This window comes from Cohnella sp. OV330, assembly GCF_900112065.1.
In the GTDB taxonomy this organism is placed as follows: Bacteria; Bacillota; Bacilli; order Paenibacillales; family Paenibacillaceae; genus Cohnella.
Map to the genome: position 1 here is coordinate 131356 of NZ_FOKE01000008.1, position 23675 is coordinate 155030.

General features: G+C 60.4%; 12 protein-coding genes. 10 read left to right on the plus strand and 2 right to left on the minus strand.

Annotated features, from left to right (window positions below; translation table 11 throughout):
• Window position 1 precedes the first annotated feature (1 nt).
• The 7 genes from BM235_RS19355 to BM235_RS19385 all read left to right on the plus strand — a co-directional run bounded on the left by BM235_RS19355 (window position 2) and on the right by BM235_RS19385 (window position 19793).
• Entirely contained in the window at window positions 2–1972 is a 1971-nt protein-coding gene (locus BM235_RS19355; RefSeq protein ID WP_255374479.1) for an ATP-dependent DNA helicase, read from the plus strand.
• A 290-nt stretch (window positions 1973–2262) separates the two neighbouring features.
• Window positions 2263–3915: a hybrid sensor histidine kinase/response regulator gene (locus BM235_RS19360; RefSeq protein WP_090115871.1), complete on the plus strand. Its 1653-nt coding sequence runs from the start codon at window positions 2263–2265 to the stop codon at window positions 3913–3915.
• A gap of 38 nt (window positions 3916–3953) precedes the next feature.
• A complete protein-coding gene (locus BM235_RS19365; RefSeq protein WP_090115872.1) occupies window positions 3954–9671 on the plus strand; it encodes a HAMP domain-containing protein in 5718 nt (1905 codons plus the stop codon).
• Window positions 9672–10045: 374 nt separating this feature from the next.
• Complete coding sequence (locus tag BM235_RS19370) at window positions 10046–11215, plus strand: glucosaminidase domain-containing protein (RefSeq protein WP_090115873.1); 1170 nt, start codon at window positions 10046–10048, stop codon at window positions 11213–11215.
• A 153-nt stretch (window positions 11216–11368) separates the two neighbouring features.
• Window positions 11369–13990, plus strand: a complete 2622-nt coding sequence (locus BM235_RS19375) for a PAS domain S-box protein (protein ID WP_090115874.1) — start codon at window positions 11369–11371, stop codon at window positions 13988–13990.
• Between the two features lie 27 nt (window positions 13991–14017).
• Window positions 14018–18472 carry a DEAD/DEAH box helicase gene (locus tag BM235_RS19380; protein ID WP_090115875.1) on the plus strand — a complete coding sequence of 1485 codons (4455 nt, stop codon included), beginning with the start codon at window positions 14018–14020 and terminating at the stop codon, window positions 18470–18472.
• Window positions 18473–18542: 70 nt separating this feature from the next.
• Window positions 18543–19793 (plus strand): sensor histidine kinase, encoded by a 1251-nt coding sequence (locus BM235_RS19385; protein ID WP_090115876.1) that lies wholly within the window; start codon window positions 18543–18545, stop codon window positions 19791–19793.
• A 65-nt stretch (window positions 19794–19858) separates the two neighbouring features.
• Here the strand turns inward: BM235_RS19385 and BM235_RS19390 are convergent, their stop codons facing one another.
• Window positions 19859–20584, minus strand: a complete 726-nt coding sequence (locus BM235_RS19390) for a hypothetical protein (RefSeq protein WP_090115877.1) — start codon at window positions 20582–20584, stop codon at window positions 19859–19861.
• A gap of 171 nt (window positions 20585–20755) precedes the next feature.
• Here BM235_RS19390 and BM235_RS19395 point away from each other — a divergent pair, with 171 nt between their 5' ends.
• A complete protein-coding gene (locus BM235_RS19395; protein ID WP_090115878.1) occupies window positions 20756–21097 on the plus strand; it encodes a hypothetical protein in 342 nt (113 codons plus the stop codon).
• Window positions 21098–21415: 318 nt separating this feature from the next.
• Entirely contained in the window at window positions 21416–21961 is a 546-nt protein-coding gene (locus tag BM235_RS19400; protein ID WP_158543816.1) for a DUF1697 domain-containing protein, read from the plus strand.
• Window positions 21962–21970: 9 nt separating this feature from the next.
• Here the strand turns inward: BM235_RS19400 and clpP are convergent, their stop codons facing one another.
• The gene (clpP, locus tag BM235_RS19405; protein ID WP_255374492.1) at window positions 21971–22603 is read right to left on the minus strand and encodes an ATP-dependent Clp endopeptidase proteolytic subunit ClpP; all 633 of its coding nucleotides are present in this window, start codon (window positions 22601–22603) and stop codon (window positions 21971–21973) included.
• 141 nt (window positions 22604–22744) lie between these two features.
• On the opposite strand from clpP, the gene BM235_RS19410 reads away from it, so the two are divergent.
• Window positions 22745–23464 (plus strand): RNA polymerase sigma factor, encoded by a 720-nt coding sequence (locus tag BM235_RS19410; RefSeq protein WP_090115881.1) that lies wholly within the window; start codon window positions 22745–22747, stop codon window positions 23462–23464.
• The last annotated feature ends 211 nt before the right edge of the window (window positions 23465–23675 follow it).

Sequence of the window (23675 nt, forward strand, 5' to 3'; positions counted from 1 at the left end):
CTTGAGCAAGCGCTATCCCTTCGAAGTCGTGAGCGGCAAACCTTTCGCCCTGCAAGTCGGGGAATGGGTCGCGGACGTTTTTTACGATATTTTGCCCGAGGCCGGGTTCGAGGTTCGGGACGAGCAAATTTATATGGCCTACCAAGTGGAACGGGCCTATGCGGATAAAAAAACGATTTTCGCCGAGGCGGGCGTCGGCACGGGCAAAACGCTCGTTTATTTGCTGTACGCGATCTGCTATGCGCGCTATACGGGCAAGCCGGCGGTCGTCGCATGCGCGGACGAGTCTCTGATCGAGCAATTGGCGAAGCCCGAAGGGGACCTCGCGAAGCTGGCGAAACATCTGGATCTGACGGTCGACGCCAGGCTCGGCAAGTCGCAGGACCGCTACTTGTGCCTGCAAAAGCTGGACGACGCGCGGCTCGGTTATGCGGATACGGAGCTGTACAAAGATATTTACGAAAGCTTGCCGCCGTTCGTGAGCAAGACGGAGGCGCTTCAGTCCTTCCATGCGTACGGCGACCGCAAGGAATATCCGGATCTGGACGACGTGCAGTGGGGCCGCATCGACTGGGACAGCTTTCGCGACTGCTTCGTCTGCGACAAGCGCCACCGCTGCGGGATGACGCTGTCGAGAGAACATTACCGCAAGGCGGCGGACATCGTCATCTGCTCGCACGATTTTTATATGGAGCATATATGGACGTACGAGAGCCGCAAGCGGGAGGGCCAGCTGCCGCTCCTGCCCGAGCATAGCTCGGTCGTCTTCGACGAAGGCCACCTGCTGGAATCCGCCGCGCAAAAGGCGCTCACTTATCGGCTCAAGCATGCGGCGTTCGAGGAGCTCGTCACGCGCCTGCTTAAAAACGATATTCGCGAGTCTCTCGCCGTACAGATCGACCTGGCGATCGAACGCAGCGAGCTGCTGTTCGATGCGCTGGCGGCGCGGAGCAACAAAGTCGCGGGTTCCGACCGGATGGAGATCAAGACGGATGCGGCGTTGCTTCGGTCGGTCTCGGAGCTCGATGCCGTCCTGGAACGGATCGAGGAAAATCTCGTGTTCGAGAGCGAGCTGTTCAATCTGGACGGTTATCAGCTGCGGATCGTCGAGGAGCACTTGGAAATGATGCGGACCGCGCTCGGCCTTTTCTCAAGTCCGACGCCGCCGATCTGCTGGACGGTCGACGCCTTGACCGGACTGACTTTGGTCATCATGCCTCGCACCGTTCGAGAGGTGCTCGGAGAACGAGTGTTCGCGAAGCCGATGCCGGTCGTCTTTTCTTCGGCGACGTTATCCTCGGGCGAATCGTTCGACTATCTCGCGCACAGTTTGGGCGTATCGCAATATTTGTCGTTCAGCGTCGCTTCGCCATACGATTATCCTGAACGGATGAAGGTGAAGGTCCCGCAAGCGCACCCCGTTTCTATTATAGAAGACATCGATTCGTTGACGGATTGGAAGGCCGCGTCGGCGCTCGCGGCCATTCGCCGTTCCGAGGGCGGCGCTTTGTTGCTGTTTCCGTCCAAAGAAGCGCTGGCCGCGTTTAAGTCGGCATACGGACGGGCGCCGGAAAAGGACGGGCGCCGGTTCCTGTTCGAGGGCGATCGGGAGATTACGGTATTGATTTCAGAGTTTCAACGCGATCCGAGCAGCGTGCTGTGCGCGGTCACGCTGTGGGAAGGGCTCGATGTCCCCGGACCGTCGTTATCGACCGTGATCATGTGGGCGCTGCCTTATCCGCCGAACGATCCGGTGTTCGACGCCAAGCGCCGGGAGGCGGGCGATCCCTACCGGGAAGTGGACTTGCCGTACATGCTTCTCAGATTCAGGCAGGGGCTCGGCCGTCTCATCCGAACGCGGGAGGACAGCGGAGAGATCGTCGTTCTGGAGCCCGCGCTCGCATTCGACGAACCGCTCGCGGCGGAGCTTCGCGCAGCGCTTCCAGCCGGCGTCGACCTGACGTTCGAATAACCGTTTGGCAAGCCGGAAACGATAAGAAGCAACCGAAAGCGGCCTTTAATCAGGCTGCTTTTTGGCTTGTTTAACGGATGTTCATAAAAGATAACGTCAATAAAGTTATGTAAACTAAATGCGAATCGATCTCGCATAAATCGTGCATCCGCATCCTTAAAAAAGTTTTAAAGAGCCAAGGATCGAGTGTTTCAGACAGAAGTCGCGTGGGTATATAACCGTGACAGCTGTGCGATGAATCCGACTTATGTTTTTGCTCGATATTCTATCGAAATCCAAGGAGGAGCGGAATGGAAGACGCCGCCCATATCTTGCTAGTCGACGATCGTCCGGAAAACCTGATGGCCATCGAAGCGATATTAGCCGGAGAGCCTTACGTTTGCGTACGGGCGTATTCGGGGATCGAGGCGCTGCGCAGTTTGCTCGAAAAGGAATTCGCCGTCATCGTCATGGATATACATATGCCCGACATGGACGGGCTGGAGACGGCAGCCATGATCAGAGCACGGGAAAAATCGCGCGTCGTACCGATTATTTTCGTTTCGCAGGACGCCCACGAAGGCCAATACGATTTCGACGGCCATGGCGGAGGCGCCATCGATTACTTGACGAGGCCGCTGGCACCTCATATTTTCAAATCGAAGATCGCCGGTTACGTCAGCATGTACGAGACGACCAAAGCCTTGCAAAGGCAGAGCGAGCTGCTGCAGCAGCAAACGAAACAGCTCGAGCGAACGAACCATGCGCTCGTGCAGGCGAAGGAGACGGCCGAGATCGCCCTTCGGGTCAAATCCGAGTTCCTCGCGGTCATGAGCCATGAGATCCGAACGCCGCTGAACGGCATCATCGGGATGTCGGACCTGCTGCTCTCGTCGGATCTGCCCGAAGAGTTCGCCAGCATGGTCGGCATCATACATACCAGCGGCAACGTGCTGCTGTCCGTCATCAATCATATTCTCGATTTTTCAAAGATCGAGTCGGGTAAAATGGAGCTGGAGGAAGAGCCGTTCGACCTCAGGCTGTGCCTCCTCGAGACGATCGATTTGTTCACGGCGGCTTCGCGCGAGCGCCATCTGGAGCTGATCGTCGTGCTCGATCCCGAGCTGCCGTCGATTTTGACCGGCGACAAAAACAGACTGAGACAAGTATTGATCAACATCGTAGGGAATGCCGTGAAATTCACCAAAAGAGGCGGCGTTTACATATTCGTCAAGCAATTGTCGGAGGAAGACGGCCGTCTGGTCGTCGAATTCACCGTGCTGGACACGGGCATCGGCATTCCCGCGGACAAGATCGGCCAGCTTTTCCATCCGTTCGCCCAGCTCGATACGTCGATGAACCGCAAGTTCGACGGCACCGGCCTCGGGCTCTCGATCAGCAAATCGCTCGTGGAGTTGATGGGCGGCGCGATCCGAATCGAGGATACGAAGGAGCCGGGCGCGATGTTTGTATTCACGGTGAAGGCGGGACGGGTGCCCGGGGACGCGTCGGACCCGATGCGACCCGAAGCGCTGGCCGTATTGCCCGAGCGGCAGGACGGGGATGCGAAACGGCTGCCGGAAGGATTGCGCGTGCTCATCGGCGAGCCTTGTCCGATCTACCGCGCCTTACTAGTACATATGCTGGACATGCTCGGTATCGGCGCGTCGGTCGTCACGGATGCGGAAGCGATGCGACAGGCGCTGCTCGGCGATGTCTTCGATCTCGTATTCGTCGACGAGGGGCTGGTGGCGACGGCCGTATCGCCGGGCGGCGCGGATCGGAAAGGGCGAACGAAATTCGAACCGAGAGAGCCTCCATACGTCGTCGCCTTGTGCTCCAGGCAGGAAGAAGCAGTGGATCGCGCAAGCAAGGCACCGGCAGCCGCCAATATCGATGACTATATACAAAAACCGATTTCCCTTGAGCGACTAAAACGCTTGATCGGCAACCTTTCAAATTAGAAAAGTTATTACTTATGCTTCATGGGGGATGAGGATACATGACGGATCGGGATTTGGAACAGCTGTCCGGGGACAATCTGCCGGACACCGGAGAACTGTTGAATGCGCTGATGGCTTGGAAAAAGGGGAATTTCTCCTATCGTATGCCTTATCACTATACTGGCGTAGCGGGCAAGGTCGCCGATACGTTCAACGAGATCATGGATATCCAAGAATCCATGGTTCACGAGATTCAACAGCTCGCGCGAGTCGTCGGCAAGGACGGCAATCTGTCTCGGAGATTCGCGCTGCAGCACAAAGGGGGAGCTTGGGACCAGACGGTCGAATCGTTAAACGGCCTGATCGACGATCTTACGCAGCCGACCAGCGCGATGGTTCGGGTCATCAACGCGGTCGCGCAAGGGGATCTTTCGCAAAAGGTCGAGCTTGAATTGGAAGGGAGGCCGCTGACGGGGGAATTCCAGCGCACCGCAGCCAATATCAATACGATGGTCGATCAGTTGTCGATGTTCTCGTCCGAGGTCACCCGCGTGGCGCGCGAAGTCGGCACGGAGGGCAAGCTCGGCGGGCAAGCGGACGTCAAGGGCGTCTCCGGCACCTGGAAGGACTTGACCGAGAGCGTCAACAACATGGCGAGCAATCTGACCGACCAGGTGCGCAACATCGCGGCCGTGACGACCGCCGTCGCAAAGGGCGACCTGTCCAAGCAGATCACGGTTAACGCAAAGGGCGAGATTCTGGAGCTGAAAAACACGATCAACACGATGGTCGACCAGCTGTCGATGTTCTCGTCCGAGGTTACGCGCGTGGCGCGCGAGGTCGGCACCGAAGGCAAGCTTGGCGGACAAGCGGACGTCAAAGGCGTGTCCGGTACTTGGCGCGACCTGACGGAGAGCGTAAATTACATGGCTTCGAATTTGACCAACCAGGTGCGCAACATCGCCGTCGTGACGACGGCCGTCGCGAACGGGGATTTGTCCAAGCAGATCACGATGGACGTTCAAGGCGAGATTCTGGAGCTGAAGGTCACGATCAATACGATGGTCGGGCAGCTGTCGACATTCGCTTCGGAAGTCACGCGGATGGCGCGCGAGGTCGGCACCGAGGGCATCCTCGGCGGCCAAGCGGAGGTCAGCGGCGTCGCCGGCACCTGGCGCGACCTGACCGAGAGCGTTAACTACATGGCTTCGAATCTGACTAACCAAGTGCGCAATATCGCGGAGGTCACGACGGCCGTCGCGAAGGGCGACCTGTCGAAAAAAATTACCGTCGATGCGAAGGGCGAGATTCTGGAGCTGAAGAGCACGATCAACACGATGGTCGATCAGCTCGGCAACTTCGCGTCCGAAGTTACGCGCGTCGCGCGCGAGGTTTCCAACGACGGCATCCTCGGCGGCCAAGCGGACGTCAAGGACGTCTCCGGCACCTGGAAGGACTTGACCGACAGCGTTAACTTCATGGCCGGCACGCTCACCGATCAGGTGCGCAACATCGCGGAAGTGACGACGGCGGTCGCGAAGGGCGACCTGACCAAGCAGATCACCGTCAATGCGAAAGGCGAGATTCTGGAGCTCAAAAATACGATCAACACGATGGTCGATCAGCTGTCCACGTTCGCGTCCGAAGTTACGCGCGTAGCCCGCGAAGTCGGCACCGAAGGGATGCTCGGCGGACAAGCCCAGGTTAAAGGCGTGGCCGGCACTTGGCGCGACCTGACCGAATCGGTTAACGACATGGCGTCCAACCTGACCGACCAGGTGCGCAATATCGCCGTCGTCACGACGGCGGTCGCGAACGGGGATCTGTCCAAGAAAATCACGGCCGACGTCCAAGGCGAGATCCTCGAGTTGAAAAACACGATCAATACGATGGTGGATCAGCTGTCGACGTTCGCATCCGAGGTTACGCGCGTGGCGCGGGAGGTCGGCACGGACGGCAAGCTCGGCGGCCAGGCGCAGGTCAAAGGCGTCGGGGGCACCTGGAAGGACTTGACCGAGAGCGTCAATAACATGGCCCGCAATCTGACCGACCAAGTGCGCAACATCGCGGACGTCACGACCGCCGTCGCGCGGGGCGACCTGTCCAAGAAAATTACGGTCGACGTCAAGGGCGAGATTCTCGAGCTGAAAAACACGATGAACACGATGGTGGACCAGCTCGGCAACTTCGCGTCCGAAGTCACGCGCGTCGCCCGCGAGGTCGGCACCGAGGGCAAGCTGGGCGTACAGGCGGACGTCAAGGACGTCTCGGGCATGTGGAAGGACCTGACCGATACGGTTAACTACATGGCGAGCAACCTGACGATCCAGATGCGCAACATCGCGGGCGTCACGACGGCGGTCGCGAACGGCGACCTGTCCAAGAAGATCACCGTCGACGTCAAAGGCGAGCTGCTCGAGCTGAAAAACACGATCAATACGATGGTGGACCAGCTCAACTCGTTCGCGTCCGAAGTTACGCGGGTGGCGCGCGAAGTCGGCACGGACGGCAAGCTGGGCGGCCAGGCGCAGGTTCGCGGCGTCGGCGGTATCTGGAAGGATCTGACCGACAACGTTAATATCATGGCCGCCAACCTGACCGACCAAGTGCGCGGTATCGCCAAGGTCGTGACGGCGGTCGCGAACGGCAACCTGAGGCTGAAGCTGACCGTCGACGCGAAGGGCGAGATCGCGGAGCTGACCGAGACGATCAACAACATGACCGACACGCTGGCGATTTTCGCCGACCAGGTCACGACCGTGTCCCGGGAGGTCGGCGCGGAAGGGAAGCTCGGCGGACAGGCGAGCGTGCCGGGCGCCGCGGGAACCTGGCGAGATCTGACCGACAACGTCAACTACATGGCGAGTACGCTCACGACGCAGGTGCGCGCGATCACGAACGTCGCCACAGCGGTTACGAACGGAGACCTGTCGCGCACGATCGACGTGGCCGCCGCCGGCGAAGTCGAGACGCTGAAGGACAACATCAACGAGATGATCCGGAATTTGAAGGAGACGACCCGGATCAACACCGAGCAGGACTGGCTGAAGACGAACCTCGCGAAGATCTCCCGTCTCATGCAAGGACAGCGGGATCTGTACGCCGTCTGCCGCATGATCCTGTCGGAGCTCGCTCCTCTCGTCTCGATGCAGCACGGCGTCTTCTATATGAACGATGTCGTGAACGGGCAAACGGTGCTGAAGCTGTTCGCGAGCTACGCGTTCCACAATCGCAAGCATTTGTCGAACGAATTCCGCGCGGGCGAAGGCCTGGTCGGCCAATGCCTGATCGAGAAGCAGCGCATCCTGCTGACCAACGTGCCCGGCGATTACGTGGTGATCTCCTCCGCGCTCGGAGAGGCGACGCCGCTCAACATCGTGCTGCTGCCGATCATTTTCGAAGAACAGGTGCTCGCCGTATTGGAGCTGGCCTCGTTCAGATCGTTCAGCGAGATCGATATCGCGCTGCTGGACCAGCTCACGGACTCGATCGGTATCGTCATCAACACGATGCAGGCGAACCGGCGTACCGAAGAGCTGCTCATCCAGTCCCAGTCGCTCACCGAGGAGCTGCAAAAGCAGCAGCTCGAGCTGCAGAACACGAACGAAGAGCTGGAGGACAAAGCCAAGCTGCTCGTCATCCAGAAGGCCGAGGTCGAGAGCAAGAACAACGAGGTCGAAGTCGCGAGACGCTTCCTCGAAGAAAAAGCCGAGCAGCTGGCGCTCACGTCGCGCTACAAGTCCGAGTTTCTTGCCAACATGTCCCACGAGCTGCGCACGCCGCTCAATTCGCTGCTGCTGCTCGCCGAGCAGCTCGCGGACAATCTGGACGGCAATCTCGCCGAGCATCAGGTCAAGTTCGCCAAGACGATCCAGGATTCCGGTCACGAGCTGCTTAATCTGATCAACGATATCTTGGATTTGTCGAAGATCGAGTCGGGCACCGTGTCGGCGGAGTACAGCGAGCTGAACATCAGGGAGCTGACGGACGGGCTCGACCGGTCGTTCCGCCATATGGTGGACGAGCGCCTGCTCGCGTTCCGCATCAGGGTCGAACCCGAGGTGCCGACGCGCATCGTCAGCGATCCGAAGCGGCTGCAGCAGATTTTGAAAAACCTGCTGTCCAACGCCTTCAAGTTCACGGATAAGGGAGAGATCTTGCTCCGGGTCCGCAAGGCGACGGAAGGCTGGAGCCAGGGCGCGGAGCGTCTAAACCGCGCGGCATCCGTGCTTTGCTTCACGGTGAGCGACACGGGCATCGGCATCCCGAAGGACAAGCAGCAGATCATCTTCGAGGCGTTCCAACAGGCGGACGGGAGCACGAACCGGGTTTACGGCGGCACCGGCCTTGGCCTCACGATCTCGACCGAGATCGCCGAGATGCTTGGCGGGGAGATCACCCTCTTCAGCGAGCCGGGCAGCGGCAGCGTGTTCAACCTGTACCTGCCGATCGACGCATGGGACGTTCAGGCGGAGCCCAAGACCAGGCATATGCCCGAGGTCATCGACGTCTCCCCGCCGAAGCGCATCCGGTTGACGCCGCCGACGCAGGGAGAAGAACTACAGGACGATCGCGACGCCATCGAGCCGGGCGATCCGGTCTTTCTGATCGTCGAGGACGACTTGAAGTTCTGCGAGATCGTCCAGGACGCGCTCGGCCGAAAGGGCATCAAGACGGTGATCACGTCCAAGGGCCTTCAGGCGCTCGAGCTGGCTAAAAAGTACAATCCGATGGCGATCACGCTCGACCTTCACCTCGGGGATACGGACGGCTGGCTCGTGCTGGAACACCTGAAAAACGATATGTCGGTCCGCCACATTCCGGTATGCGTCATTACAGTCGACGAGGATAAGACCGAGCTGCTGCGAAAAGGCGTGTACGATTACCTGTGCAAGCCCGTCACCAACGACGAGCTCGATCTCGCGCTCGAGAGCCTGAATGCGTTCGCGTCCCGCGGAGATCGTCAGCTGCTCGCCGTCGTGAAGTCGCCCGAGCGGAGGAAGCAGATCGTCGATTCGCTCGCGGGCGGCACGCTTAAGATCACGGCGGTCGACACGGCGCGCAAAGCGCTGAACCAAATCGGCGTGAAGCCGTTCGACTGCGTCGTCACGGAAGGCGACCTGACCGATATGCCGATGCCCAAGTTCCTTCGGGAGATCCAGAAGAAGTCGGCGGGCAGGCGCATTCCGATCGTCGTGGAAGGCGGCATCAAGCTGAGCGGCGAAGAACATGAGGAATGGGAAGAAATTTTGAAGACCTCCGTCGTGAAGGAGGTGCGCTCGGCCGTTCAGCTGATGGACGAGACGACGCTGTTCCTCCACCGGAGATCGGACGAGCTGCCGGCCGGTTCAAGGGAAGCGCTCGAGCGGATCTACCAGTCCGACGAGGCGATTCAATCGCGCAAGGTGCTCGTCGTGGACGACGACGTGCGCAACATCTTCGCCTTGACGACGATTCTGGAGCGGCACCAGATGACCGTGCTGCCGGCGGAGAACGGCCAGGCGGCGATCGATATCCTCGAGCGGACGCCGGACGTCAGCATCGTGCTGATGGACATCATGATGCCGGTCATGGACGGTTATGAGACGACCCGCGCGATCCGCGCGAACCCGGCGTTCGCTGAGCTGCCGATCATCGCGCTCACGGCCAAGGCCATGAAGGGCGACAGGGAGCTGTGCATAGAAGCGGGCGCCTCCGATTATATCACCAAGCCCGTCAACAGCGCGCAGCTGCTGGCGATGATGCGGAGCTGGCTGGACCGCGGAGACGGCAGCTAAGCCGTATGACGGTCTGTGCATTTTATTGAACGGGACTTACGCTTTTATAGAAGCAGGAACGCCTCCCGAATCATCGGACCGATGAAGGGTGGCGTTCCTGTTTTTTTTGCGTTTTGAAGCCGGTGGCGTGGCAGGCGCCGGCCGGCGAATGCGCAGCAGCAGACGACACGGCCCGCCAGCGGGACCGGATACTTGCAGGAATCCGTTGAATGACAACGCATGGAAAGGGAGAAGACGCGTTTTCGCACGCTTCGTCGACAAAGGAAATCTAAATATTCGTTGACGAATTGACATGTTTTTCAGGGGGCCGTCTGTACAATCTATCCTATATTCACGATTCGCTCGTCCTTCATCAAAAGAAGAGAGGTGCAGTTATGCGTGGAGATAAGAAGCGGTTCCCCCTTGTCGTATTGATCGTCGCGACGTTATTTGCAACGCTTGGCCTGACCTCGCTCGCAGCCTTGCAGGATCGCGCTCCGCTCGCCGTCGCCGCCCCGATCACGCAGCCGTCCCCCCTCGCGTCCGAGGCGCAGCGCGTGATGACAGACCCGCCGAAATCGGAAACTTCGCCTATCCTACCGCTCCCGGCCACGATAAATATGTCATACCTGGACGGCCCTTCCTCCGCCAATCCCAATGAACTGCCCGAAGATAACCGAAAAAAACCGCTTAAATTCACGCTCGACGAGGAGCTCGGGACGCTCAATGCCGGGACGATCGCCGACTACGACGAAAAAAACGGTTCGGATGCGCCGAAGACGACCCCGCGCTCGCCGTCCGTTTCGATATACGAAGTTACCGCTTATTATTTAAACGTGCGGGCCAATCCGTACAATGGTTCCAAGGTGCTGCGCGTCGTAGAGCGGGGCACGCGTCTTGAGGTTGCGGCGGTCACGGAGAAAGGCTGGCTTCGCCTGAACGAGGGCGGCTACGTTCACGGCGGATACGCATCGTTGATCGATCCTGACGAGCCGGTCGGTCGTGCCCCTGGCGACACCCCTCCGGTTCGGCAGGCGGAGCCTGCGAATACAGTGACGGAGAAGCTGGTTGAACCGAAGGAAGCTGTCGCGGCGGATCCGGACAACGCGAAGCAAGACCTTTCTGATCCGTCAAGCCCGACCAATCGGGTTCGATCGGACTCCGGATTGACCGAGGAACATATCGCCAAGCTGTTCAAGGGGACGGCGCTCGCCGGACACGGCATCGAGGACGTCGTCCTGGAGATCGAAGACGAGTACGGCATCAACGCCTTGTTCACGATCGCGGTCATGAAGCTCGAGAGCGGCAACGGCAAGAGCAAGCTCTCCCGCACCAAGAACAATTTGTTCGGGTTGAACGCGACATCGGGAGACCCGAACAATAAAGCGTTCAGCTTCAAGACCAAAGCGGATTCGGTGCGCAAGTTCGGACAGCTGCTGGCGGATAAATACGTGGACAAAGGGTTGACGACCATCGACAAGGTCGCCGCCAAATACTGTCCGGCGAGCTCAAGCTGGGCCGGGAAAGTCAGGGGAATCATGAAAAGCGATTACCGTAAACTGTAAACATGCGTTATACTTGCATTAGCATGAGGACTGTCGATTATTCGACAGTCTTTTTCGTTTTTCTTCAAGATGTTTGAAAATGGCTCGTTAGGGGTATAGACAGTCCGTGTAGACTTGAAACAGATCGGCGGACATGCGAAAGGGGTAAACGCGATGTCAGGCTTGCCGCAGTCCTTGCTCGGCACGGGGGAACACTGGTTTAAATTATCGCGTCACGGCATCGGGATCGCGGATGCCGCCGGCAGGTGGGTCGCGGTAAACGAAGCGCTGGTTAGCATGCTGGGATACGCCGAATCCGCGCTAGTCGGCCGCTCGGTCGAAGCGCTCTTCGATTCGGCCGTACGGGAGGGAGACGACCGTAGGGAGGCGCAGGATTTGGATAAGGGCGCCAAGGGCAGCGTAACGCTTATCGAAAGCGGCGGCAAGCCGGTGAGGTTCGACGCGACGGCATCGAAGTTCGTACCGGACGGCGGAGGGCACCCGCATACGTTATGGCAATTTTACGAGACGGAAGACAGAAAGCGTACCGAAGAAGAACTGGAGACGCTTCGGGAACGACAGCGTATCATCGGAGAAAATATCGTCGATCTCTATTACATATGTGACCTTGAAGGCCGAATCGTCGAAGCGGCGCCGAATGCATACGTGCTGTTAGGCTATCGGCAGGGCGAACTCGTCGGATTGCACGAGCGCATGCTTTTCGACGAGCAGGACCTGAAGCGCTACGAGATCCAAAGCCTCCAGACGTACGCGCTGAAGGAATATCGGCTCAAACGCAAGGACGGTAAAACGCTTTGGTTCGAAGCCGGCGTGAAGCGGATTCAAGATAAAGCCGGAAAGCCGTTCAAGCTGTTCGTCGGCCGCGAGGTCACCGAACGCAAAAAGCACGAGAGCATGTCCGCGGAGGCCGAACGAATCGCGGCGATCGGCAGCTGGGAATGGGAGGCGGAGAGCGGACGTTTCTCGCACTCGTCGAATTTGGCCCGCATTTACGAGAATGCCGGCGAGCGCGCGGCGGGCGACGAGCTGACCCTGCTAGGCTTGGTCGCCGCAGAGGATCGCGAAGCTTTTGCCGAGCTTGCTAACGAAGCCGCGAACGGCGGCGAACTCAGCTTTGAAACGCGCCTGCTCATGCAGGACGCTTCGATTAAGCACGTTCATATTCGCGGGACGGCCGTCTATTCGGATCAAGGAGAGGCATTAGGCCTCGTCGGCACCGTGCAGGATATCACCGACCGCAAGCTCGTGGAGCTTAAGCTGCAGGAAAGCGTCGAACGCTATACGTCGCTCAAGAAGTATAACCACGATGCCGTCGTGTCCATCGATTTGGAGGGGCGCGTCATTAACGCCAACCAGGTCGCCCAAGAGCTGACCGGGTATATGGTGAGCGAGATGATCGGTTATCCGATCGCCACGTTCACGGGCTGGAGGCGATTCGTCCCGCATCGCGGCAACGTGGACGCTTCCGAAGCGGAGATTCGCCAGAACGACAAAATCACGCATAAAGACGGCACCACGCGCGAAGTGCTGACGACTTTGGCGCCCATCATTATTCACGGCGAAATCGTCGGCTACTATTTGATCATCAAGGATATCACCGAGCAGAAAAAGCTGCTCATCGAAAAAGAAAGCGCCGAGTCGACGAACAAAGCGAAAAGCGAGTTTCTCGCGATGATGAGCCATGAGATCCGTACGCCGATGAACGGCATCATCGGCATGACGGACCTGCTGCTCGACGGCGACAACTTGACCGAGACGCAGCGGAGCTATCTGAACGTCGTCCGCAAGAGCGGAGAGACGCTGCTGGCCATCATCGGCGAGATCCTGGATTTTTCCAAGATCGACTCGGGGAAAACGGAGCTCACGATGGAAACGTTCGACATACGCGCCTGCGTCTTTGAATCGGTCGACGTCGTCTCGGCCAAGGCGAGAGACAAGGGCCTCCAGACCGAAGTGTCGGTCGATCCCGGCGTACCGAAGCTTGCCGTCGGCGACGAGAGCCGATTGAAGCAAGTATTGATGAACCTCCTCAGCAACGCGGTCAAATTCACGACGTCCGGCGGCGTGTACGTGACGGTCGTCCGGAGTGAAGCCGAGCGGGGCAAGATCGGGCTCAAGTTCACGGTGAAGGATACGGGGATCGGCATTCCGAAGGATAAGGCGTTCAAGCTTTTTCAGCCGTTCTACCAAATCGACAACCAGTTCACGAAAGAGACGGAAGGAACGGGCCTGGGCCTCGCGATCAGCAAAAAGCTGGCCGTTCTAATGGGCGGCGACATCTGGCTCGAACAGAGCGTGGAGCAGGGCGCGGCGTTTTCGTTTACGGTCGTGCTCGACCCTGCCGATACGTCCGGCGACTCGGCGGTCCAGCCGGCGAGCACGGCGCAGGATTTTGACGTCGCACGCCCGCTGCGGATTCTAGTCGCAGAGGACAACAAGATCAATCAGCTCGTCATGCTTAAAATTTTGGAGAAGCTGGGTCATCGCGTCCTAATTGCCGCGCATGGCATCGAAGCGGTCGAAGCGGCGACGCGCGATACGTTCGACCTGATCTTCATGGACGTGCAAATGCCCGGCGTCGACGGCATCGAAGCGACGCGGATGATCCGAGAACGCCTTCCCGCGGAGACGTGCCCGGTTATCGTTGCGGTGACGGCGAACGCTCTTAAAGGGGACCGGGAGCGGTTCATGGCCGCGGGCATGGACGAGTATATGAGCAAGCCGATCTATACGAGTCTCGTCAAGGAAATGATCGGCAGATTTTTCGGACGATGATCATGAACCAAGAAAGAAGCGATTGCGTTGACTGAGGACAGCAAGCTGCCGTTCCACCCCGTACTGTCCGCCTGGTTCGCTTCGACGTTCGGGGAGCCGACCGACGTACAGACAAAAGCCTGGGCTTCGATCGCCGAAGGACAGCACACGCTGATCGCCGCGCCGACCGGCTCCGGCAAGACGCTGGCGGCGCTGCTGCCGTGCCTCGACCGCATCGCGAGAAGCGATGCCGCAGGCAAGCGGCAGCCTGCCGTGCGAACGTTGTACATTACGCCGCTGAAGGCGCTCAACAACGATATTCACCATCACGTGACGGACTTCGCGCGCCAGCTCGACGCATGGGCCGCGGAGCGGGGCGAGCATTGGCCAGGCATCCGGAGCGAGGTTCGGACCGGGGATACGACGCCGGCGAAGCGGGCTGCCATGTTGCGCCGCCCCCCGGATCTGCTGGTGACGACGCCGGAGTCGTTCTATTTGCTGCTGACTTCGGGCAAAGGCCGGGACATGCTGGCGACCGTCGAGCAGGTCATCGTGGACGAGATCCACGACCTCGCCGCGGACAAGCGCGGCTCGCATCTGTCGCTCTCGCTGGAACGGCTGACGGCGCTATGCGCGCGTCCCGTCCAGCGGATCGGCGTGTCCGCGACGCAAAAGCCGCTGTCTCGCGTCGCGCAGTTTTTGGGCGGCTGGGAGGAATCGCCGCAGGAGAGCGCTGAGGAGGCGATGCAGCCTCGGCCGGTGGCGATCGTCGAGAGCGGCATGACGAAGCGCCTTAGCGTCAAGGTGACCATGCCCGAGCCGACGGTTCCATCGGCAGGACGGGAGGCCGTATGGAAGCCGTTGCTCGACCGCATCATGGAGGCGATGTCGGATAGCCGGTCCGTCCTGCTGTTCGTGAACAGCAGGCGGCTCTCGGAGCGGCTGACGCTCCGGCTTAACGACCATGTCGGCTACGAGATGGCGCGCTCTCATCATGGCAGCCTTGCGCGGGAGCGAAGGCTCGAGGCCGAGCGTCTGCTCAAGAGCGGCGAGCTAAGATGCATCGTCGCGACGTCTTCGCTCGAGCTGGGCATCGACATCGGCCATATCGACCTCGTCATACAGATCGATACGCCGCTCGCCGCCGACCGCGGCATTCAGCGGATCGGCCGCGCGGGGCATGCCGTGGGCGAGGAGAGCCGCGGGTTGATGATCGTCCGCGCCAAGGCGCTGCTGCCCGAGGCCGCCGTGCTGAGCCGGCTCGTCTCGCGGCGCGAGATCGAAGATATCGAGATCCCGTACGGGCCGATGGACGTGCTGTCGCAGCAGGCGGTGGCCATCGTATCGATGGACGATTGGCGCGCGGACGATCTGCTTCGCCTCGTTCGGCGAAGCGACAGCTATCGGGATTACGACGAGCGGCGGTTCAAGGAAATGCTGAAGGTGCTGTCCGGGTTTTATCCTTTCTTTAAGCCGCTGCTCGATTGGGACGCGCGCTCGGGCCTTTTGACGGCCCGGGCGGTCGGTCGCGCCGCTGCCGTGAGCGGGGCGGGCACGATTCCGCAAAGCGGCGGATACCCGGTGCATCATATGGACAGCAGAGCGCATCTGGGCGAGCTCGACGAGGAGTTCATCCAAGAAAGCCGCGTCGGAGACGTCTTTCAGCTCGGCGCGGGCTCGTGGATGATCCGCGAGATCAAAAACGACCGCGTGTACGTCGCCGAAGCGGCGAACCGGTTCAGCGAGGTGCCTTTTTGGCGCAATGAAGCGGGCGGGAGATCTTATGCGCTCGGCGAAAAAATCGGCGCGTTCTGGCGGGAAATCGCCGGGCGGCTGGGGCTTGAGGCAGAAGCGGAAGTCGTAGACGACACGGACGGCGAGAATGCCGCGCGGGAGCGAGCGTACGATGACGCGGTCGCGACATGGCTGCGCGACGGGTTCGGCATGGACGCGGCTGCTTCGGAATCGCTGATCGGCCATGTGCGCGCACAACATCGCGCAAGCGCGGTGCCGACCGATGCCCGTATCGTCGTCGAGCACTATCGCGACGTGATGAACCAGACGCATATGGTCATCCACAACTTTTTCGGGCGCAGCGTGAACCGGGCCTGGCTGCTGGCGCTTCAGCGGCAGTTCGAGCTGCTCATGCCTTACCGGCTGTACGGCAACGCCAAGGACAACGGCATCGAGATCGTGTTGCCGGAGTGGGATGCCTCCTGGCTGCGAATCTTGAGCCAGGTATCGACGGCGAACGTCGAGACGCTGCTATCGGAGGCGGTGACCGGCTCGCCGCTGCTCGCGGTCGCTTTCCGCAAAATCGCGGAAACGTCGCTGCTCCTCGCCCGCAGCTTCACGCGCACGCCGATGTGGCAGAAGCGTCTGCGGAGCGAGGAGCTGCTGCGCAAGGCGCTTCCTTACGGCGCGCAGTTCCCGTATCTCGGCGAAGCGATGCGCGAGGCGCTTCACGATTACCTCAGCTTCGGCGATCTGCGCCGGATGCTGGAGGCCGTAGACGAAGGGCGCATCGAGATCGTCGTCCGCGAGACGCCGTATCCTTCGCCGCTCGCCTCCCAGTTCATGGCCGATTACGTGAACATGCGGATCTACGAAGGGGACGGCCTGGACGAATCGACCCGGCGCCAAATCTTGCAGATCAACCACGAACTGGCCCGCGATCTGTTCGGCGGGGCGGATGCCGGCCCGGCCGTATCCGAAGAAGCGATGGCGCAAATGCAAGCGAGCCTATCGTCGCCTTCGAGAGATCCCGAAGGTCCGGCAGACCTCGCATCGCTGCTCAAGACCAGAGGCGATCTCACGGCCGGCGAGATCGTCAAAGCCGCCGGCGAACGCAGCCTGGCCTGGCTGAGCGGGCTTGAAGAGAGCGGAGCCGCCGTCGCGATCCGCATGCCGGGCGACGAGGAGCCTCGATACATCGCTTCCGACGAAGCGGAGCTGTACGCGCGATTCCCGGCTGACCCGGCTTCGGTCCTGTTCATCCTGGGGCGATACGCGGACCACCGGATGTCTTTCACCGAGGCGGATCTCGTCGAGCGGTATCCGATGCTGGACCTGCCCGGGGCGGCCGAAGCCGTACGACTGCTGCTCGAGCGCGAATTGATCCAGCGGGCGCCGCACGCCTCCGGCGAGGACGAGCGTTTGTGGACGAGCGTGCAGGTCGCCTCCAAGCTCGTCCGCTGGTCGGTTCGGCACGCCCGGTCCCAGGCCGAGCCGGCGGACGCGATCCGCTGGTGCAGCCAGATCGCGATGCTCCAGCATGCGCTTCCGGGCTCGCAGATGCAGGGGGGCGAAGGCCTGCTTGCCGCCATCGGCAAGCTGCAGGGCATTTTCCTCCCGCTGTCGCATTGGGAGACGCTGATTCTGCCCGCGCGCGTGCAAGGCTACCGCAAGGAAGACTTGGACCTGCTCTGCGCGACGGGCGAGGTGCTCTGGATCGGCCGTCGCGAGGAGGAGGAGCGGGAGGGCAAGATCGCCTTCTTCCTGGCTGACGACAAGGCGCTGTACGAACCGTATGCGGAAGCGGCGAAGCGGCAGGAAGCGAAGACGCGCCATCCGCAGCTGGCGAAGCTCATTCGGGAGAGCGGGGCGAGCTTTCTTACGAAGCTCTCCAGGGAGACGGATATGCGGCCGTCGGAGCTGCTGCCCGCGCTCATCGATCTGGCTTGGGAAGGTCTCGTCTCCAACGACCAATTCGCGCCGCTCCGGCTTCACACCGACCCCGCCGGGGCCAAGCGTCAGTTCCAAGGCCGGACGGGTTCGGGGCTTGGACGCTGGTACGCCGTGTCCGGCTTGCTTGAATCCGCGAGCGAAGACGATAATATCGACGACCATAGTCCGTCAAGCCGCAGTTCTTCCGAAGCGGAAGAATCGCCGGTGCTCGCCTGGACGAAGCACCTGCTCGATACTTACGGCATGGTGAACCGGGAGCTCGTCTCCAAGGTGTCGCCCTATCCGTGGGACGTCCTTCAAGGCGTGCTGCGGCAGCTGGAGGACTGGGGCCTGGTGACGCGAGGCGCCTTCATCCGCGGACTCGACGCTTTGCAGTTCGCTACGCCGGCTTTCCGCGATGCGGTCAAGCGTCCGGCCGGCAGCGGCGACGGCCAGCTGGCCGTGTTGTCCGCCGCCGATCCGGCCAATCCCTTCGGGCTGATCGCGGAATGGCCGTCCGGCGGCCAAGGCGTTTCCTTCGCGCGCAAGCCCGGCAATTTCCTGCTGCTGGACGGGGAGAAGTGGCGCTATTGGATCGAAAACAACGGCAAGCGCGTCTTCAGCCTGGAAGCGGATGCCGTCGATCTGAAGGCGCGGGGAGAGGCGGAGCGGCTTCAAGCCGCGTTCCAGACGATCATTCGCCGGCAGAAGCTCGTCAAGCTCAAAATGGACGAATGGAACGGCAAAGCAGCCGCCGAAACGGAAGCGGGACGCGCGCTGCTGTCCCATGGCGCGGAGAAGCAAATGCGCTCGCTCGTGCTTTGGTTAAAGACGTGACGCGCGATTGCGCTTAATGAAGGGGGATGCGCCGCCCGAATCCTGCTTCTCAATCGAAAGGGGTGGACGAATGAAAACCGATTATGTCGACGTTCTCGCGAAAATCTCCGATAAACTATACAAGTCCGGCATGGACGTGATGCAAACGGCCAGCCGGATGATTCCGGCCAATACGTTCTGCATCGCGAATCTCGATCGCGTGTCCACCGTCGTCCTCAATGCTTTCAACCGGGACAAGACCATCCTCACGGAAGGGCTAGTCGTAGCCAACGAGGAATCGTATTGCGCGTTGGTCACGGAGAAAGCCCGCGGACCGCTCCTCATCGAAAACAACCTGACGCATCCGTTGACCAAGGATATGCCCGCGACGCAATTCGTGGGCGGCTGTTCCTTTTTAGGCGTGCCGTTATGGACGCCCGGCGGTCAGATATTCGGATCGTTATGCGCTTTCGACGACCGTTTTTATTCATTCGAAGAGCGCGATGTCGAACTTATGCTGTCTTTGTCCAAATTTTTCACGGACGTGCTGGCCTTGGATGAATCCGTCAAGCAGCTGCAGGCGGCCCAGGCGCAGGCGATGCGCGCGCTCGAAGAAAAGGACAATCTGCTCGCCGTGTTGAGCCACGAGATCCGCACGCCAATGAACGGGGTGCTCGGGATGGCGAATCTGCTGCGTTCGACGGACTTGACCGAGGAGCAGCGGAACTACGTTTCCGTCATCGAAGACTGCGGCGACGGTCTGATGGCGATGCTGAACCAAATTTTGGAGCATTCCAAGATCGCGGCGGGAAGGATGAGCGTCGAGTCCGAACCGTTCAACCTGGCGGAATGCGCGGAGCAGGCGCTGCAGATCCATGCGTTCGAAGCCGGGAAAAAGAATATCGGGCTCCGCCTGTCCATCGACGACAAGCTGCTTGGCAATTATGAGGGGGACGGTCTGAAAATCAGACAAATCCTCATTAATCTCGTAAGCAATGCCGTAAAATTCACCGAACGGGGAGAAGTGTCGCTGACGATCGAGCGGTTAGACCGGCCGGTCAAAGACGGGAGGGTTTGGTTATCCTTCAGCGTGTGCGACACGGGGATGGGCATCTCGCCGGAGCGCAAGGATCAGCTGTTCCGCTCGTTTTCCCAGGTCCACGACAAATCGATCAAATGCAACTACGGCGGCATCGGCCTCGGATTGTCGATCTGCCGCCGGTACGCCGAGCTGATGGACGGGACCGTCGAGCTGACGGACACCGGTCCGGGCGGCTCTTGCTTCACGCTCACCGTTCCGCTTCGTTCCCGGCAGAGCAATCAAGCTTTTAACGCCGTCTAAGCACGCAGGACGACCGAGGTCGCCTGCGCGCTTGGACGGCTGCCGGCGCACGGCGCCGATTCGCCTTAACCCCACTTGATGCCGGTTTTAAAGCCCGCGCCGTGACCCGCCGCCTGGCCGCCGAGTTGAACGCCCGCGCCTTGCGGGCCCACATGCGCGCCGGCTTCCAGACCGACCCCGTACTTGCCTCCCACTTGGCCGCCAGCCTTCGCTTCGAGGCCTGCGTTGGCGCTCAATTGACCTTTCGCCTGAAGGCCCGCACCGTATTGGCCCCCTAGCTGGGCGCCGCCCTGGAACGAGGCGACTTGGCCGCCGCCGACTTGGGCGCCGGCCTGGATGCCCGCGCCGTTCGCGCCGGCGAATTGACCGCCTATATTGGCGTGAATGCCATGTCCGCCGCCGATCCCGCCGCCCGCTTGAAGGCCCAGGCCGTACTCGCCGCCTAAGTATGCTCCGGTATGGACGCCGGTTCCGTATCCGCCGCCGTAGTAACCTTGCGCGTGCATGCCCGCATCAAGCGGACCGATATGGCTCTGTGCCTGAAATCCCGCATGATGAGCCGAGCTGTCTGGACCGGTCTGCGTTGGCGGGAGCACGGGCATCGGCATCTGTTCGAGGCCAGGATATGGGGTGCCGGGCTGATACGAATCGGCGTAATAAGGACGGGAAGGGTAGCCCGCGGAATAAGAGAGGCCCGGATATCCATAATAATCGGGAACGAAGCCGTTATAGGATTGAACGTAGCCATAACCGAAGCCTTGACCGAACGAGCCTCGCGGATTGATGTGCATGGCGCTAGCCTCCATTGGTTTTCATGATGGGTTAGCCTATTCCGCGAATGCCGCCAAGGACACCCGCCCGGATAAAAATGGGCGTCGGCGGCAGGGTAGCAGGCGACGTCTTATCGGGTAAGGGACAGCATAGGCGCCCACAAATCGCCGCGAAAGAAGGGAGGAGCCGGCATGCCCGCATCGATCGCAGATGTCACGCAATGGCTCGAATCGCAAACGGACAAGGAATTGGTCGTAACCAAGCATGAGGATCGCGACCTCGACGAGGTCAGAATCCGGCTCGAGCGCATCGAGGGAAGAGGAGAGCGGAGCGAGGCCCTTGACGACTATACGAACGGCGCCTCGCTGCTGCTCATTGGGAGCGGGACGGTCGTCACGGAAGGCAGGGAAGAGCGCTTGCCGTCCGACGCCTTCGAGATTCCGCTCGAAGGACTGAGCCTGACGGAAACGGCCGAAGGCGTGGCTTTGCTCGTGACGGAGCGCGCCCGCTATTCGATCAAGGTTCTGGATTGAGCGATGAAAAACGCCCGCTGCCGAAATGGCGCGGGCGTTTTACGTATGGGATGGACGGGAAAAGGGGCTGCGCTTAATCCCCTGCGTCGATAGCGCTCTTGCCGCCGAACACGATGACGCCGCCGCCTACGAACATGCAGACGATCAGAATAATGACATAGGCCATTGCCAACACCTCCGGTTTTGGTTACCCTTATCGTAACTTATTCTTACCCGGTAAGGGTACCGACGAATTCGTGACAAGATCAGGCTGCCCGGCCGCTCGCACTCGCCCGAAGCCTTGCATCTCGCCGCGAATCGCTCCTTGGAGGAATGAAGATGACGGTCTATATCGCGCTGCTGCGCGGCATCAATGTCGGAGGCAACAATAAAGTGAAGATGGCCGACCTCAAGACGGCCTGCGAGCGGCTTGGGCTCGAAGGCGTGCGCACGTATATCCAGAGCGGCAATATCGTCTTCCGCTCCGACCGCTCCGAAGAAGCGCTGCGCGAGATGCTCGAGGCGGCGCTGCGTGACGAATTCGGCGTTAAAAAGGCAACGGTGTTGCTGCGAACGAACGACGAGCTGCAGCGTTTGCTGCGCGACTGCCCGTTCTCCGAAGCGCAAATCGCGGCCGCCAGTCAGCTGTACGTGAATCTGCTGGACAAGCCGCTGGATAACGATCAACTGTCCCGAATCGGCGAACTGTCCGCGGAGGGCGAACAGTGCGTCATCGGAGATCGGGCGATTTATTTGCTCCTCACGCCGAGCATCTTGGATTCCGCTTTCGCGGTCTTGTTTCAAAAGATGAAGCTCACGCTCACCTCCCGCAACTGGAACACGATGAACAAGCTGGGCGAGCTGGCTGCGCAAACGGAAATATAGCGCACAGAATCAGGGCTGCGTCTCGATGACGCGGTCCACGATGCCGTACGCGACCGCTTCCTCGGCGCTCATGAACGTGTCGCGGTCCATGTCCTTTTCCACCCGATCGAGCGGTTGCCCCGTTCGATCGGCGGTGATCTGGTTCAGCCGTTCCCGGATGAGCAGAATGCGCTTCGCGCTGATGGCGATATCGCTCGCCTGGCCTTGTACGCCGCCATGCGGCTGGTGAATCATGATCTCGCTGTTCGGCAGCGCGAAGCGCTTGCCTTTCTCGCCGGACAGCAGCAGGATCGCGGCAAACGACGCGGCCATGCCGGTACAGATCGTGTGCACCTCGGGCCGGATGAATTGCATCGTGTCGTAAATCGCCATGCCCGCCGTCGTCGATCCGCCGGGGCTGTTGATGTACATGTTGATCGGCTTTTCCGGATCTTCCGCAGCCAGGAATAGCATCTGCGCGACGATGGAGTTAGCCATCATGTCGTCGATCGCCGCGCCGAGGAATACGATACGGTCTCTCAGCAGCCTGGAATAAATGTCGTACGAGCGCTCTCCGCGCGCCGTCTGGTCGATCACGTAGGGGATATAGCCGTTCATTGGAGGTTCCTCCCGTCGGTTGGTGTGGACGTTCGATTCGGTAATCGTGCGTCCGCGGCGAAAAGATACGGCAGGCTCTGTATTTTACTGCACGTATCTTTTTTGCCTAGACGTTCGTTTACTTGTATAAACGGGCGAATCAGCTTAGGAAGCCCATCGCCATAGCCGTGAAAGGAGGATGTATGCATGATCGATACTGTCATTGACGTAGAGCGGCTGTCCGCCAGCGTAGGGAGGTATAGCTTGTCGCTCGTTCGTTCGAAGCCCGCTGCCGAAGACCTGGCGCAGGAGAGTTGGAGCCGCGCGCTGCCCGCGCTCCGGGAAGGCGGCGGCCATGCCAATCCGGAGGCGCTCCTTCTGCGCGTCGCTCGGAACGTATGGATCGACGGCTTGCGCCGCGACGCGCGCAAGGCGAAGCTGATGAAGGAGGCCCACTCGGAGGAAGCGGCGATCGATCGTCCGCTGCTGGCTATGGAGCTGGCGCCGGTGTTCGCCGCGTTGAACGCTTTTCTGCCGAAGCTGCAGCGGACCGTGTTTTTGCTGCGCGACGTCCTTGGCTATTCGATCAAGGAGACGGCGGCACGGCTCGGCACGTCCGAAGGCGCGGTCAAGGCCGCGCACGTCCGTGCCCGCAGGTCGCTCGCGCTTGTGCAGGGCGCGCTCTCGCGGGAGGAAGGGCCTGGACTTCCCGCGGACGAGAATGAACGGATCGAAGCGCACTTGATGGCCGACGCCTACGCGAGAGGCGATATCGGCACGCTGGTGGCGCTTGCCAACGGAGAGGCGCGCATGCAAGCGAGACAGATGCCCATGCAGGGCGCCGCGTCGCACGCAGCGCCCCGGAATCGTCGGGCAGCGCCCACCGAAGCGATGTGGTCGGCGGGAAGCCTGTCGCAAGCGGCTTAGCGAATGGACATCGCAATAAAAGAAAGCCGGAAGCGCGCATCCGACAGGATGTGGATGCGTTCCGGCTTTTTTTGCGTGGTACGATGACCCCGCTGCCAACCTAAACTTTTCCTAAATCTCTCTTTCCATGGATTGACAATACAGGTGTATGAAGGGCATAATACACACATGGTGTATGAACCGCTTAGTACACACACTCCAAGATAAGGCG